General features: G+C 71.0%; 12 protein-coding genes. 8 read left to right on the top strand and 4 right to left on the bottom strand.

Going from position 1 to position 13,045, the window contains the following annotated elements; genetic code table 11:
* Nucleotides 1-10: 10 nt before the first annotated feature.
* Nucleotides 11-712: a succinate dehydrogenase cytochrome b subunit gene (locus N538_RS0100590; protein ID WP_028635675.1), complete on the bottom strand. Its 702-nt coding sequence runs from the start codon at nt 710-712 to the stop codon at nt 11-13.
* A 273-nt stretch (nt 713-985) separates the two neighbouring features.
* Between N538_RS0100590 and N538_RS0100595 the strand changes: the two genes are divergently transcribed.
* From N538_RS0100595 to N538_RS0100605, 3 genes are read left to right on the top strand one after another with little or no spacing between them, the layout of a single operon-like run.
* On the top strand, nt 986-1,813 hold the full coding sequence (locus N538_RS0100595) for a hypothetical protein (RefSeq protein WP_028635676.1): 828 nt from the start codon (nt 986-988) through the stop codon (nt 1,811-1,813).
* Entirely contained in the window at nt 1,813-3,660 is a 1,848-nt protein-coding gene (locus tag N538_RS0100600) for a fumarate reductase/succinate dehydrogenase flavoprotein subunit (RefSeq protein WP_231496095.1), read from the top strand. Before N538_RS0100595 ends, N538_RS0100600 begins: the two co-directional genes overlap by 1 nt.
* A 26-nt stretch (nt 3,661-3,686) precedes the next feature.
* Complete coding sequence (locus tag N538_RS0100605) at nt 3,687-4,463, top strand: succinate dehydrogenase/fumarate reductase iron-sulfur subunit (RefSeq protein WP_028635678.1); 777 nt, start codon at nt 3,687-3,689, stop codon at nt 4,461-4,463.
* On the opposite strand, the gene N538_RS28220 is transcribed toward N538_RS0100605, so the two are convergent.
* Nucleotides 4,460-4,630: a hypothetical protein gene (locus N538_RS28220; protein ID WP_155991894.1), complete on the bottom strand. Its 171-nt coding sequence runs from the start codon at nt 4,628-4,630 to the stop codon at nt 4,460-4,462. The genes N538_RS0100605 and N538_RS28220 overlap by 4 nt on opposite strands.
* Nucleotides 4,631-4,847: 217 nt before the next feature.
* Between N538_RS28220 and N538_RS0100615 the strand changes: the two genes are divergently transcribed.
* From N538_RS0100615 to scpA, 3 genes are all read left to right on the top strand, one after another.
* A complete protein-coding gene (locus tag N538_RS0100615) occupies nt 4,848-5,084 on the top strand; it encodes a hypothetical protein (RefSeq protein ID WP_155991895.1) in 237 nt (78 codons plus the stop codon).
* A gap of 102 nt (nt 5,085-5,186) precedes the next feature.
* Nucleotides 5,187-6,884, top strand: a complete 1,698-nt coding sequence (locus tag N538_RS0100620) for a methylmalonyl-CoA mutase family protein (protein WP_051548529.1) — start codon at nt 5,187-5,189, stop codon at nt 6,882-6,884.
* Nucleotides 6,881-8,995, top strand: coding sequence for a methylmalonyl-CoA mutase (scpA, locus tag N538_RS23175; RefSeq protein ID WP_155991896.1), 2,115 nt, complete (start codon nt 6,881-6,883; stop codon nt 8,993-8,995). The genes N538_RS0100620 and scpA overlap by 4 nt, the downstream gene beginning before the upstream one ends.
* Here scpA and N538_RS0100630 read toward each other — a convergent pair.
* The gene (locus N538_RS0100630) at nt 8,992-10,317 is read right to left on the bottom strand and encodes a permease prefix domain 1-containing protein (RefSeq protein WP_028635681.1); all 1,326 of its coding nucleotides are present in this window, start codon (nt 10,315-10,317) and stop codon (nt 8,992-8,994) included. The genes scpA and N538_RS0100630 overlap by 4 nt on opposite strands.
* Entirely contained in the window at nt 10,314-10,682 is a 369-nt protein-coding gene (locus tag N538_RS0100635; RefSeq protein ID WP_028635682.1) for a PadR family transcriptional regulator, read from the bottom strand. The genes N538_RS0100630 and N538_RS0100635 overlap by 4 nt, the downstream gene beginning before the upstream one ends.
* 84 nt (nt 10,683-10,766) lie before the next feature.
* Between N538_RS0100635 and meaB the strand changes: the two genes are divergently transcribed.
* Nucleotides 10,767-11,732, top strand: a complete 966-nt coding sequence (meaB, locus tag N538_RS0100640) for a methylmalonyl Co-A mutase-associated GTPase MeaB (protein ID WP_028635683.1) — start codon at nt 10,767-10,769, stop codon at nt 11,730-11,732.
* Between the two features lie 153 nt (nt 11,733-11,885).
* On the top strand, nt 11,886-12,965 hold the full coding sequence (locus N538_RS27040) for a ScyD/ScyE family protein (protein ID WP_051548531.1): 1,080 nt from the start codon (nt 11,886-11,888) through the stop codon (nt 12,963-12,965).
* Nucleotides 12,966-13,045: the final 80 nt, after the last annotated feature.

Below are 13,045 nucleotides of genomic sequence, written 5' to 3' on the forward strand. Positions count from 1 at the left end.
GCGAGACCCCTTACTTGGTGATGACGCCGGCGAGGACGAAGATCGGGACGAGGGAGAAGCCGCCGGCGATCACGACCGCCAGGATCCAGCCGAGGGCCTTGGCGTTGCGGCGGGCGCGGACGGTGTTCGTGAGGCCGAGGGTCTGCGACGCGCTCCACGTGCCGTGGTGCAGGTGCATGCCCAGCGCGAGCATCGCCAGCAGGTAGATGATCGTCATCCACCAGGTGTCGAAGGTGTCGACCAGCAGGTTGTAGGGGTCGTTGGTGGCGCCACCGCTGACGTTCACCTTGCCGATCGAGAAGTTCAGGAGGTGCCAGACCAGGAACAGCAGGATGGCCACTCCGCCCCACCGCATCCAGCGCGACGAGAACGACGAGGCGAGGTTCTTCTTCACGACGTACCGCTGGGTGCGAGCGCGCTTCGCCCGGCGCCACAGGGCGGCCGCGGCGTACACGTGCACGACGAGCGCGATGATCAGGCCCGCGCGCAGGATCCAGAGGAACCCGGAGGCCGGCAGCAACGGCTCGCCCAGCGTGCGGAGGTGCGCGGCGTACTCGTTGTAGGCGTCGTGGCCCGAGAAGGCCTTCAGGTTCCCGTACATGTGCGCGAGCACGAACAGGATGAAGGCGATGCCGCTCACGGCCATCAGGAGCTTGAGGGTGATCGTCGAGCGCGACGCCCGCGCTCCGGTCACCAAGGTCGTCGTTGCCACGAAGGGCCACGCTACCTCGCGGGTCGGGCCCCGCTGGTGCCGGGACGGTGTGACTTACGTCCGGTTACCCGCGGGTCGCCAGCGGCCCCGGCGATCGGCATGCTCCACCGTCGACCGGAAGAGGTTGCCGGCCGGCCGCACCCAGGTCGACGCCCGGTGAACCGTCGGGCGCCACCGCTCATGGAACACGTTCTCGGAAACTCGGTGTGGACCCTTTCGGATCGGGCCGCGAGTGTGCAGACTGCACAGGCACCCGACCCAGCGGAGGTGGCGATGGCGTCGACGGACGCGCGAGAGACGGCAGCAGGTTCGACAGGTGTCGACGGGCCCACCCGGGCCCGGATCGGGGCGAAGACGCTCCGCACGGACACCTGGTGGCTCTACCCGGCAGCGACGTTCGTGGTCTTCGCGGCGTTCGTCGTCTACGCCACCTGGCGGGCCTTCGACGGCGACAACTACTTCTCGGAGCCGTACCTGTCGCCGTTCTACTCGCCCTGCCTGACGGACTCCTGCACGGCGGGATCCTCGGACTTCGGCAACCCGATCACCTGGTGGAGCCTCTCGCCAGCGCTGATCATCCTGATCTTCCCGCTCGGCTTCCGGCTCACCTGCTACTACTACCGCAAGGCGTACTACCGGGCGTTCTGGCTGTCGCCGCCGGCCTGCGCGGTCGCCGAGCCGCACGGCAAGTACACCGGCGAGACGCGGTTCCCGCTGATCCTCCAGAACATCCACCGCTGGTTCTGGTACGCCGCGGTCGTGGTCGCGCTGATCCTCACCTACGACGCGATCCTCGCGTTCGGCCCCGCCCCGGGTGAGTCGGACGGCATCCACATGGGCCTCGGCACCGTGCTGATGTGGGTCAACGTCGCGCTGATCTGGCTGTACACGCTTTCCTGCCACTCCTGCCGGCACATCACCGGTGGCCGGCTGCGGCACTTCTCCAAGCACCCGGTCCGCTACCGGATGTGGACCTTCGTATCGAAGCTCAACGCCGACCACGCGCGGTACGCCTGGTACTCCCTGTTCTCCGTGGCGCTCGTCGACCTCTACATCTACCTGCTGGCGACCGGCACGTTCGACGACCCGAGGTTCTTCTAGTGACTGACCGACACCCGATGACCGGCAACGAGATGTCCGGCGCCAGCGAGGGCGGCATGGAGCGGCACCAGTACGACGTCGTCGTCGTGGGCGCCGGCGGGGCGGGACTGCGGGCCGCGATCGCCGCGCACGAGGCCGGTGCGCGGACGGCGGTGGTCTGCAAGTCGCTGCTGGGCAAGGCGCACACGGTGATGGCCGAGGGCGGCATCGCGGCGGCGATGGGCAACCGCTGGCCCGAGGACAACTGGGAGGTGCACTTCCGGGACACCATGCGCGGCGGGAAGATGCTCAACAACTGGCGGATGGCGCAGCTGCACGCCCAGGAGGCTCCCGAGCGGGTCCAGGAGCTCGAGGACTGGGGTGCGCTGTTCGACCGCACCGAGGACGGGCTGATCTCGCAGCGCGACTTCGGCGGCCACAAGTACGCCCGGCTCGCCCACGTCGGCGACCGCACCGGCCTGGAGATGATCCGCACCCTCCAGCAGCGCACGGTCCAGCTCGGCATCGACGTGTTCATGGAGTGCACGGTCACCGAGCTCCTCAAGGACGGCGAGCGCATCAGCGGCGCCTTCGGCTACTGGCGCGAGACCGGCCGCTTCATCACCTTCGACGCCCCCACGGTGATCCTCGCGACCGGCGGCATCGGCAAGTCCTTCAAGGTCACGTCGAACTCGTGGGAGTACACCGGCGACGGCCACGCCCTGGCGCTCCGGGCGGGCGCCGCGCTGATCAACATGGAGTTCGTGCAGTTCCACCCGACCGGCATGGTCTGGCCGCCGTCGGTGAAGGGGCTGCTGGTCACCGAGTCGGTGCGCGGCGACGGCGGCATCCTGCGCAACTCCGAGGGCAAGCGGTTCATGTTCGACTACATCCCGGAGTTCTTCCGGTCCGAGACGGCCGACACCGAGGAGGAGGCCGACCGCTGGTACGACGACAAGAAGAACAACCGACGGCCTCCGGAGCTCCTCCCGCGTGACGAGGTCGCGCGGGCGATCAACTCCGAGATCAAGGCCGGCCGGGGCACGCCGCACGGCGGCATCTACCTCGACATCGCGTCGCGCCGTACGCCGGAGTTCATCCGCAAGCGGCTGCCGTCGATGTACCACCAGTTCAAGGAGCTGGCCGACGTCGACATCACCCAGGAGCCCATGGAGATCGGCCCGACCTGCCACTACGTGATGGGAGGCGTCGAGGTCGACGCGGACACCCAGGAGAGCGCGGTCACGGGCCTGTACGCCGTGGGCGAGTGCTCGGGCGGCATGCATGGATCGAACCGGCTCGGCGGCAACTCACTCGGCGACCTGCTCGTGTTCGGCAAGCGGGCCGGCGAGGCGGCCTCGGCGTACGCGGCAGGGCTCGGGGCCGCCCGGCCGGCGATCCGCGACGAGGACCTGAAGGCCGCGCAGGCGAGCGCGCTGGCCCCCTTCGAGGTCGAGGGCGGGGAGAACCCGTACACGATCCAGCAGGACCTCCAGCAGTCGATGAACGACCTGGTCGGGATCATCCGCACCGGCGCCGAGCTCGAGGAGTCGCTGCGCGAGATCGAGGCGTTCAAGGAGCGGGCCAGGACGATGGTCGTGGAGGGTCACCGGCAGTACAACCCGGGCTGGCACCTCTCCATCGACCTGCGCAACATGCTGCTGGTCTCGGAGGCGATCGCGAAGGCGGCGCTCGCCCGCGAGGAGTCCCGTGGCGGTCACACCCGCGACGACTTCCCGAAGACCGACAACGAGGTGTGGGGGACCAAGAACCTCGTGGTGACGCTGGACGCCGGCGGGACCGGCGTCGACCTGCACGAGAAGCCGCTCCCGGTGATGCCGGACGAGCTCAAGAAGTACTTCGACTGAGTGTGAGCAAGGGGAGAGGCTAGGACATGGGCTACGACCTCAAGATGCGCGTCTGGCGCGGCGACACCGACGGCGGCGAGCTCGTCGACTACACGGTCGAGGTCTCCGAGGGGGAGGTCGTCCTCGACGCGCTGCACCGGCTGCAGGCCACCCAGTCCGGTGACCTCGCGATCCGCTGGAACTGCAAGGCCGGCAAGTGCGGCTCCTGCTCCGCCGAGATCAACGGCCGGCCGAAGCTGCTGTGCATGACCCGGCTCTCGGACTTCGAGCCGACCGAGACGATCACCGTCACCCCGATGCGGACCTTCCCGGTGATCCGCGACCTGGTCACGGACGTGTCGTACAACTACGAGAAGGCCAAGGAGCTGCCGTACGCCCAGCTCCCGCCGCGGGACGCGGACGGCAAGCGGCGGATGGCCCAGATCGACGTCGAGCGTGGCCAGGAGTTCCGCAAGTGCATCGAGTGCTTCCTGTGCCAGAACACCTGCCACGTCGTCCGCGACCACGAGGACAACAAGCCGGCGTTCGCGGGTCCGCGGTTCTTCCTGCGGTACGCCGAGCTCGACATGCACCCCCTCGACACCCACGACCGGCGGGCGCTCGCCCAGGGTGCCGCCGGCATCGGGATGTGCAACATCACCAAGTGCTGCACGGAGGTCTGCCCCGAGGGCATCAAGATCACCGACAACGCGATCATCCCGATGAAGGAGCGGGTCGTGGACCGCAAGTACGACCCGCTGGTGTGGCTCGGCAACAAGATCGGCATCCGCAACAAGGACAACGACGGCCGGACCGAGGTCTAGCCCGAGGCGGCGCCGTTCAGCACGGCCACGAGGAGCTTGGCGAACACGAACGTCACGAGCCCGGCCGCGCCCGCGATCATCGCGGTGACCAGCACCAAGGTGAGCAGTGCGCTGAGGATCGTCCCCGTGCGCGTAGGGGTGTCGCGATGGTGGAGCAGTAGTGCCATGGCCCGTCCCTCCCGAGTGACCGAGCTGTGGGTCCCCAGCCTGCGCCCGGTCGGCACGCGTCGGTATCGCCCGCTTCGGGTGATACCGGTGAGACGCCGGCGAGGCGCGGTCTCGTTGCCGGTCGGCGGGTTGCGATCGGGTCACGAAACGATCGAAAACGGGATCAGTCCGGTGTCGGTGGACGGTGCTTGGCTCGGCGCCATGGCGGATCGGGGCGTGGCGGTCAGGATCGACGAGGCGGGGCTGCACATCACCGGGGACGGTCCGGGGCTGGAGCGGTTCGTCGCGCTGCTGCGCGAGGAGGCCGCGAAGCTCGCCGCGCTCGGCGACCGCAGCCCGCTCGAGGTGCGGATGGCGCGGGCCCTCGGCGTGGTCGCGGACCGGCAGTCGGCGCTCGACCTGTCGGCCGGCTCGCAGGTCACCTGGTGCGGCTGGACCCGCACGGACGCCTAGCTCGGGGTCCGCACCTTCCAGGACCCGCTGGCCAGGCGGCGGGGGAGCGGAAAACGTCACACTGAGTGGCTGTGGCGCGGAAGCACTCCTATCGTTCGCACCATGACCGAACCAGGGACCGTCGAGGGCGGGCTGGACGAGCCCGCCGACCTCGAGCCTGCGCAGGGCTCGCTCGAGCTCGCGTCCCCCGAGGACCGGTGGACGGTGGCCGACTGGGAGCGCGAGGCCGCGGCCGTGCTCCGCAAGTCGCGCCGGGTGACCGACGAGGATCCGAACGAGGTCGTCTGGGACCGGCTCACCCGCACCACGCTCGACGGGATCGCCGTCACGCCGCTGGGCACAGCCGCCCTCGTGGCTGACGTGGAGGTCCACGGACGGCCGACCCGGCAGGGCGACTGGGACATCCGGGCCCACGTCGACGGCCGCGACGCCGAGCTCGCCCACGACGAGGCGCTGGTCGACCTCGACGGCGGCGTGACCAGCCTCTGGATCACCGGCGGAGGCGACCTGGCGACGCTCCTGGAGGGAGTGCTCCTCGACCTCGCGCCGGTCGTCCTCGACGGTGCGGACCCGCAGGCCTTCCTGGCGTACGCCGAGGGACGGGAGCTGCACCCCGCGACGAACCTCGGCGTCCCGGTCGCCGACGCCACCGCGGACCTGGCGCGCCTCGCGCTCGAGCGCGGGATCCGGTGCTTCGTCGTCGACGCGACCGCGATCCACGACCGCGGCGCCTCGGACGCCCAGGAGCTCGGGTGGTCGATGGCCGCGGCGACGGCATACCTCCGCACCCTCGCCGAGGCCGGCGCCTCCGTCGACGAGGCGGCGGCGCTCGTGGAGTTCCGCTACGCCGCCACGGACGAGCAGTTCCCGACCATCGCCAAGCTGCGCGCCGCTCGCCGGCTCTGGGCGCGGGTGCTGGAGATGAGCGGGGCTCGGCACCGCGAGATGCACCAGCACGCCGTCACCAGCCGGCCGATGATGAGCAAGTTCGACCCCTGGGTGAACATGCTCCGGACGACCGTCGCGGCCTTCGCCGCCGGCGTCGGGGGCGCGGACGCCGTCACCGTGCTGCCGTTCGACAGCCCGCTCGGCCGCCCCGACGCGTTCGGCCGCCGGATCGCGCGCAACACCTCGCACCTGCTGATCGACGAGTCGCACGTCGCCCACGTCGCGGACCCCGCGGGGGGCGCGTACGCCGTCGAGAAGCTGACCGACGACCTCGCCTCCGTCGCGTGGGGGATCTTCGGCAGGCTGGACGACGGCGCGGACCTGGCCGACGAGATCGCGGCCACCGTCGCCGAGCGCGAGCGGCAGGTCGCCACCCGCCAGCGTCCGATCACCGGCCTCACCGAGTTCCCGAACCTCGCCGAGGTGCTCCCGCAGCGCGCGGGGGAGCCCGACCCGGTGCGGCGCTACGGGGCCAGCTTCGAGGCGCTCCGCGACGAGCCCGCTGGCAGGCCGGTCTTCCTGGCCACCCTCGGCACCGTGGCGCAGCACACGGCCCGAGCGACCTTCGCCAGCAACCTGCTGGCGGCGGGCGGCATCGCCGTCGACCTGGCCGGCCCCACCGCGGGCGTCGACGAGCTCCTGGCGGCGTACGCCGGTCAGCCCGTGGTGTGCCTGGCCGGTGCCGACCCGACCTATCGGGAGTGGGGCGAGGCCGCCGCGCAGGCCCTGCGCGCGGCCGGAGCCACGCGCGTCGTGGTCGCCGGCAAGCCGGTCGACTGGGCCGACGACTCCTGCGCGATGGGCGTGGACGCCCTCGACTTCCTGACCCGGACCCGGGAGGTGCTCGGATGAGCGTCCCGAAGAGCTTCAGCGGCGAGCCCTGGCTGTCGCCCGAGGGCATCGAGATCAAGCCGATCTACGGCCCACGGGACCTCGAGGGCCTCGACGCGCTCGACACGCTGCCCGGCCTGAGCCCGTTCCTGCGCGGCCCCTACCCGACCATGTACACGACGCAGCCGTGGACGATCCGGCAGTACGCCGGGTTCTCGACCGCGGAGGAGTCGAACGCCTTCTACCGCCGCAACCTGGCGGCCGGGCAGAAGGGCCTCTCCGTCGCGTTCGACCTGGCCACCCACCGGGGCTACGACTCCGACCACCCGCGGGTGCGCGGTGACGTCGGCATGGCGGGTGTCGCGATCGACTCGATCTACGACGCGCGCACGCTGTTCGACGGCATCCCGCTCGACGAGATGTCGGTGTCGATGACCATGAACGGCGCCGTGCTCCCGATCATGGCGCTCTACATCGCGGCGGCCGAGGAGCAGGGGGTGAAGCCGGAGCAGCTCGCGGGGACCATCCAGAACGACATCCTCAAGGAGTTCATGGTCCGCAACACCTACATCTACCCGCCGGCGCCGAGCATGCGGATCATCAGCGACATCTTCCAGTACACCGCCGAGCGGATGCCGCGGTTCAACTCGATCTCGATCTCCGGCTACCACATCCAGGAGGCCGGTGCTACCGCCGACCTGGAGCTGGCGTACACGCTGGCCGACGGTGTCGAGTACATCCGCGCTGGTCTGGCCGCGGGCCTGGACATCGACCGCTTCGCGCCACGGCTGTCGTTCTTCTGGGCGATCGGCATGAACTTCTTCATGGAGATCGCCAAGATGCGCGCGGCCCGCGCGCTCTGGGCCCGACTGGTGCGCGAGTTCGACCCGAAGAGCCCGAAGTCGCTCAGCCTGCGCACGCACAGCCAGACCTCCGGCTGGTCGCTGACCGCACAGGACGTCTTCAACAACGTGCAGCGCACCTGCATCGAGGCGATGGCCTCCACCCAGGGACACACCCAGTCGCTGCACACCAACGCGCTGGACGAGGCGATCGCGCTGCCGACCGACTTCTCGGCGCGGATCGCCCGCAACACCCAGCTGCTGCTGCAGCAGGAGAGCGGCACGACCGGGACCATCGACCCCTGGGGCGGCAGCTACTACGTCGAGCGGCTGACCCACGACCTCGCCGAGCGGGCGTGGGCGCACATCCTCGAGGCCGAGGCGGCCGGCGGCATGGCGGCCGCGATCGAGCAGGGCATCCCGAAGATGCGCATCGAGGAGGCCGCCGCGCGCACCCAGGCCCGGATCGACTCGGGCGCGCAGAAGGTGATCGGCGTGAACACCTTCCGGCTCGCGGCCGAGGACAAGCTGGACGTCCTCAAGGTCGACAACGACGACGTCTACCGGCAGCAGGTCGCGAAGCTGGAGCGGCTCCGGGCCGAGCGGGACGACGAGGACGTCCGGCGCACGCTCGAGGCGCTCACCAACGCCGCCGAGCGTGGCGATGCCCGGTCCGGGGGAGGCAACCTGCTCGAGCTGGCGGTCGACGCGGCCCGGGCGAAGGCCACCGTGGGCGAGATCTCGGCGGCGCTGGAGAAGGTCTACGGGCGCCACCAGGCCGTGATCCGTACGATCAGCGGCGTGTTCAGGGACACCTCGTCCGAGTCGGGCGACACGCTGGTGCAGCAGGTGCTCGACGCGACCGCGGAGTTCGAGGAGTCCGAGGGTCGCCGCCCGCGCATCCTGGTCGCCAAGATGGGCCAGGACGGCCACGACCGCGGCCAGAAGGTCGTCGTGAGCGCCTTCGCGGACATGGGCTTCGACGTCGACGTGGGGCCGCTGTTCTCCACGCCGGAGGAGGTGGCCCAGCAGGCCGTCGACGCGGACGTGCACATCGTCGGGGTCTCGTCGCTGGCGGCCGGCCACCTGACCCTGCTGCCGGCGCTGAAGCAGGCGCTGGCCGAGCAGGGCCGCCCCGACATCATGGTCGTCATCGGCGGCGTCATCCCGCCCGACGACGTGCCCACGCTCACCGAGATGGGCGCGGCCGCGGTGTTCCTGCCCGGCACTGTGATCGCCGAGTCGGCGCTCGACCTGCTCGCGCGGCTGCGCGAGCAGCTCGGCCACTAGCCGAAGCCGAACACCGGCGGCACCACGACGGTCACGGCGACCGCCCACGCGGCGTACACCGGCAGGTACGACGTCTGCCACCGCTCGAGCCGTCCCAGGCCGTGCCGGTGGCGCAGGAAGCCCCAGCTCAGCCACGCCGACCAGACCAGGTTGACCAGGAGCACCACGTTCAGCCCGAGGGCGGTGACCCGGTTCGCCGACCACCCCCACTCCGCGACCCGGCTCACCATGGCGACGGCGACGAGCGCGTCGACGAGCAGCGCGACCACGACCAGGCCGAGCTGGAGCGCGTCGAAGATCCCCGGCGGCTCGTCCCGCTCGCGCGCGGAGAGTGCGTAGAGCACCAAGCCGACCACGAGGACCAGGATCAGGTCCATGACCAGCAGCAGGCTCCGGTCGACCGCGAGGACGCCCGGGCTGGCGATGAACGCGCCACCGACCGCGACCAGCATCACGACCGTCAGCGGCGTGAACACCTTGGTGAGCACCGGGGCGATGTTCTCGATGACGCCCTGCTTCGCCTCGACCAGCCAGGCCGCGACCACCACGGCGCCTGCGGCGCCGCAGGGCAGCACGGTCTGCGCCAGCCAGTCGTCGATGGTGACCCCCGCGGCCTCGAACGCGCCGGCGCAGAGTCCGACGAGGACGCCGCCGCCCAGCGCGAGCAGCGCGTAGTAGACAACGATCTCGCCGGCGAACCGGATGAAGTCCATCCGTCGCCGGTCCGAGCGCCAGCGCCCCCCGGCGTACGCGATCCCGACTCCGAGCAGCCACAGCGCGACCGCGGCGTGGATCGCGGCGATCGGGGCCGTGGTGCCGTCGACGTCGAAGGGGTAGACGTTGAGCAGGACCGCGGTCGCGGCGTACGCCGCGACCGCTGCGCCCACGGTCACGGCCGCGGCCCGGCGCTTGTGCAGGAAGTAGGCGGTGACGAACGGCAGGACCAGCAGCGCGGCGTTGAGGGCCGCCCGCTCGGGGTTGAGTACGGCCACCGCGAGCCGGACCGCGACCGCCGCGCCGATGGCGAGCGCGATCGTGAGCCAGAGGTCAGCGCTGGGACGGTACGCCGGCTCCTCGCTCGTGACGAGCTGCTTCCAGAGCCGCTCGGTGTGCTCCTGGGCGAACTCCTGCGAGACCGCGTCCAGGTTCCCGATCCGCTTCACGGCCACCAGGAACGCCTCGTCGTCCTCCAGTCCGACGGCGACCAGGTCGTTGACCTGGTCGCGCAGGTGGGCCTCCATCTCGTCCACGTCGCGCGCCGAGATCGCCCGGTGCCGCTCGACGTGGCCGCGCCAGCGACCGATCTCCTGGTCCAGGCTCATCGGGCACCTCCCAGCGAGACCGCGCGTGCGGGCGCCGGGCCGTCGCGCCAGAGCCGGTCCAGGGTCTCGGTGACCGCGGTCCACTGCCGCTGCTGCTCGCCGAGCGCGTCCCGGCCGGGTCCCGTGATCGCGTAGTGCTTGCGGCGCCGGCCCTGCTCGGAGACCTGCCAGGCGGCGTCGACGTACCCGAGCCGCTCGAGCCGGTGGAGCAGCGGGTAGAGCATGCCGTCGGTCCAGGCCAGCCGACCCTGCGAGAGCTCGTGGACGCGCTTGCCGATGGCGTAGCCGTAGGACTCGCCCTCGACCAGGATGCCGAGCACGAGCGGGGTGGCCGAGGCGGCCACCAGGTCCTTGTCGATGCGCACGGGTGCCTCCTGGTACCTAGAAGTACGAGGTACGCATACCTTGCACCTCTAGGGGTCGCGATCGCAAGCCCTAGACTCGCGGCCGTGGCGGACGTGAGCGCGCTCCTCGAGGGCATCCGTGCGGGTCGGCGGGCCGCGGTCTCCCAGGCGATCACGCTGGTGGAGTCGACCAGGCCCCGGCACCGCGAGCAGGCCCGGGAGCTGCTGGCCGGGATCGAGCAGCGCGAGGCGGTCCGGGTCGGGATCAGCGGCGTGCCCGGGGTCGGGAAGTCCACGTTCATCGAGGCGCTCGGCACCCGCCTGACCGCCGCCGGCCACCGGGTCGGCGTGCTCGCTGTCGACCCGTCCAGCGTGCGCACGGGCGGGTCGGTGCTCGGCGACAAGACCCGGATGGCCCGGCTGGCCACCGATCCGGCCGCCTTCGTCCGGCCCTCGCCGAGCGCCGGCACGCTCGGTGGCGTGGCGCGGGCGACCGTGCAGGCGATGGCCGTGCTGGAGGCGTCGGCGTACGACGTCGTGCTGGTCGAGACCGTGGGCGTCGGCCAGTCCGAGGTGACCGTGGCGGGGATGGTCGACACCTTCCTCTTCCTGACCCTCGCGCGCACCGGGGACCAGCTCCAGGGGATCAAGAAGGGCATCCTGGAGATCTCCGACGTCATCGCGGTGAACAAGGCCGACGGCGACCGCCTCCAGGAGGCCCGGGTGGCCGCCCGGGACCTGGCCGGGGCGTTGCGGATGGTCCGCGGCAGGGGGGAGTGGGCGCCGCCGGTGGTGACCTGCTCCGCCCTGGAGGACGACGGCGTCGACGACGTGTGGGACCGGGTGCTCGAGCACCGCCACCACCTCGGAGCCGAGGGCCTGGCCCGCAAGCGTGCGGCGCAGCAGCTCGACTTCACCTGGGCGCTGGTCCGCGACGAGCTCGAGCAGCGGCTCCGGCACTCGTCCGCCGTCCGCGCGATCCGCACCGAGCTGAGCGAGGCCGTGCTGTCCGGCGAGCTGCCCGCGACCGTCGCCGCCGACCGGATCCTCCAGGCCTACGACGCCGGCTGACCGGGCCGATCGGTCTGGACCACTCCGGCCGATTTCCGGCTTCCGACGGACCCGTCCGCATATCCCGCGTATCAGGGACCCATGCCCCGTGCTCTTGGGACACCGGGCCGCCAAGACTGGCGACCTCATCGTGAACACCTACGGAGGAAGCACATGCGTCGAACCCCCCTGATCCCGCTGGCGGCAGCAGCGTTCTCGCTCGTGGCCACCGCGTTCGCCCCCGCGGCGAACGCTGCCGACCCGGACACCCTCGCCGACGGCCTCGTCTCGCCGCTCACGCTCGCCGTCGCGGCCGACGGCACCGTGTACGTGACGGAGAACAACAAGTCCGTCCTCGACAAGATCACCCCTGGCGGCGAGGCGACCCCGATCTACGCCGACGAGGCCCAGCGCGAGGTCGGCGGCGTGTCGGTGTCCGGCGACGTGGTCACGTTCACCACGACCGGTTTCCACGACTCACGCGTGTACACCCTGACGCCGAACGGCGACGGGTACGACCAGGCCGAGATCGCGAACACGTGGGCCTACGAGAAGGCCCACAACCCCGACGGCAACCGGACCTACGGCATCAGCGGACTCTCGAGGTCCTGCAAGCACCGCATCCCGAAGGACGTGCGTCCCTTCGTGGTCAGGTACCACGGCATCAAGGACTCCCACCCGTACGCGACGGCCGTGGTCGGTGCGACGACCTACGTCGCCGACGCCGCCGGCAACGCCATCCTCGCGGTCGACGCGACCGGCATCAGGACCGTCGCGGTGCTCCCCGCGGTCAAGGTCACGGTCAACAAGAAGCTGCGCAAGGGGCTGGGGCTGCCGAAGTGCACGCACGGCAGGACCTTCAAGGGCGAGCCGGTCCCGACCGACGTCGAGCTCGGGCCTGACGGCAAGCTCTACGTGACCACCCTGGGCGGCGGCCTCGGCGAGTTCCTGCCGGTCGGCGCCGTCTACCAGGTCGACCCGGCCACCGGGGCGGTCGCGTCGCAGGGCAGTGGGCTCTTCGGGCCTGTCGGCCTGGCGATCAGTCCCACCGGTACGGCGTACATCTCGCAGCTGTTCGCCGGCAACGTCCTGGCGAAGCCGCTCGGCGGGGACCCGTCGGTGTTCACCGAGGTCTCCGGTGGTCCCGGCGGCGTGGAGCTGAACGGCACGGACCTGTACGCGACCGACACCGACCTGCGCGGCAACCCGGACGACCCGCACGGCAAGGTCCTGAAGTTCTCGACGGTCGGCTGACCGCCGGCTGACGCCAGTCGGAACGCGGTGCGGGCCCGAGTCGATGGACGGGGCCCGCACCGCCACTCCCGGGTGAACTA

The sequence above is a fragment of the Nocardioides sp. URHA0032 genome (genome assembly GCF_000620645.1).
Classification (GTDB): Bacteria; Actinomycetota; Actinomycetes; order Propionibacteriales; family Nocardioidaceae; genus Nocardioides.

Excerpts from the sequence above, each read along its gene's own strand:
- N538_RS0100630 (WP_028635681.1), bottom strand. The coding sequence starts at position 10,317 with ATGAGCCTGGACCAGGAGATCGGTCGCTGGCGCGGCCACGTCGAGCGG.
- scpA (WP_155991896.1), top strand. The coding sequence starts at position 6,881 with ATGAGCGTCCCGAAGAGCTTCAGCGGCGAGCCCTGGCTGTCGCCCGAG.
- N538_RS0100595 (WP_028635676.1), top strand. The coding sequence starts at position 986 with ATGGCGTCGACGGACGCGCGAGAGACGGCAGCAGGTTCGACAGGTGTC.
- N538_RS0100620 (WP_051548529.1), top strand. The coding sequence starts at position 5,187 with ATGACCGAACCAGGGACCGTCGAGGGCGGGCTGGACGAGCCCGCCGAC.
- N538_RS0100605 (WP_028635678.1), top strand. The coding sequence starts at position 3,687 with ATGGGCTACGACCTCAAGATGCGCGTCTGGCGCGGCGACACCGACGGC.
- N538_RS28220 (WP_155991894.1), bottom strand. The coding sequence starts at position 4,630 with ATGGCACTACTGCTCCACCATCGCGACACCCCTACGCGCACGGGGACG.
- N538_RS27040 (WP_051548531.1), top strand. The coding sequence starts at position 11,886 with ATGCGTCGAACCCCCCTGATCCCGCTGGCGGCAGCAGCGTTCTCGCTC.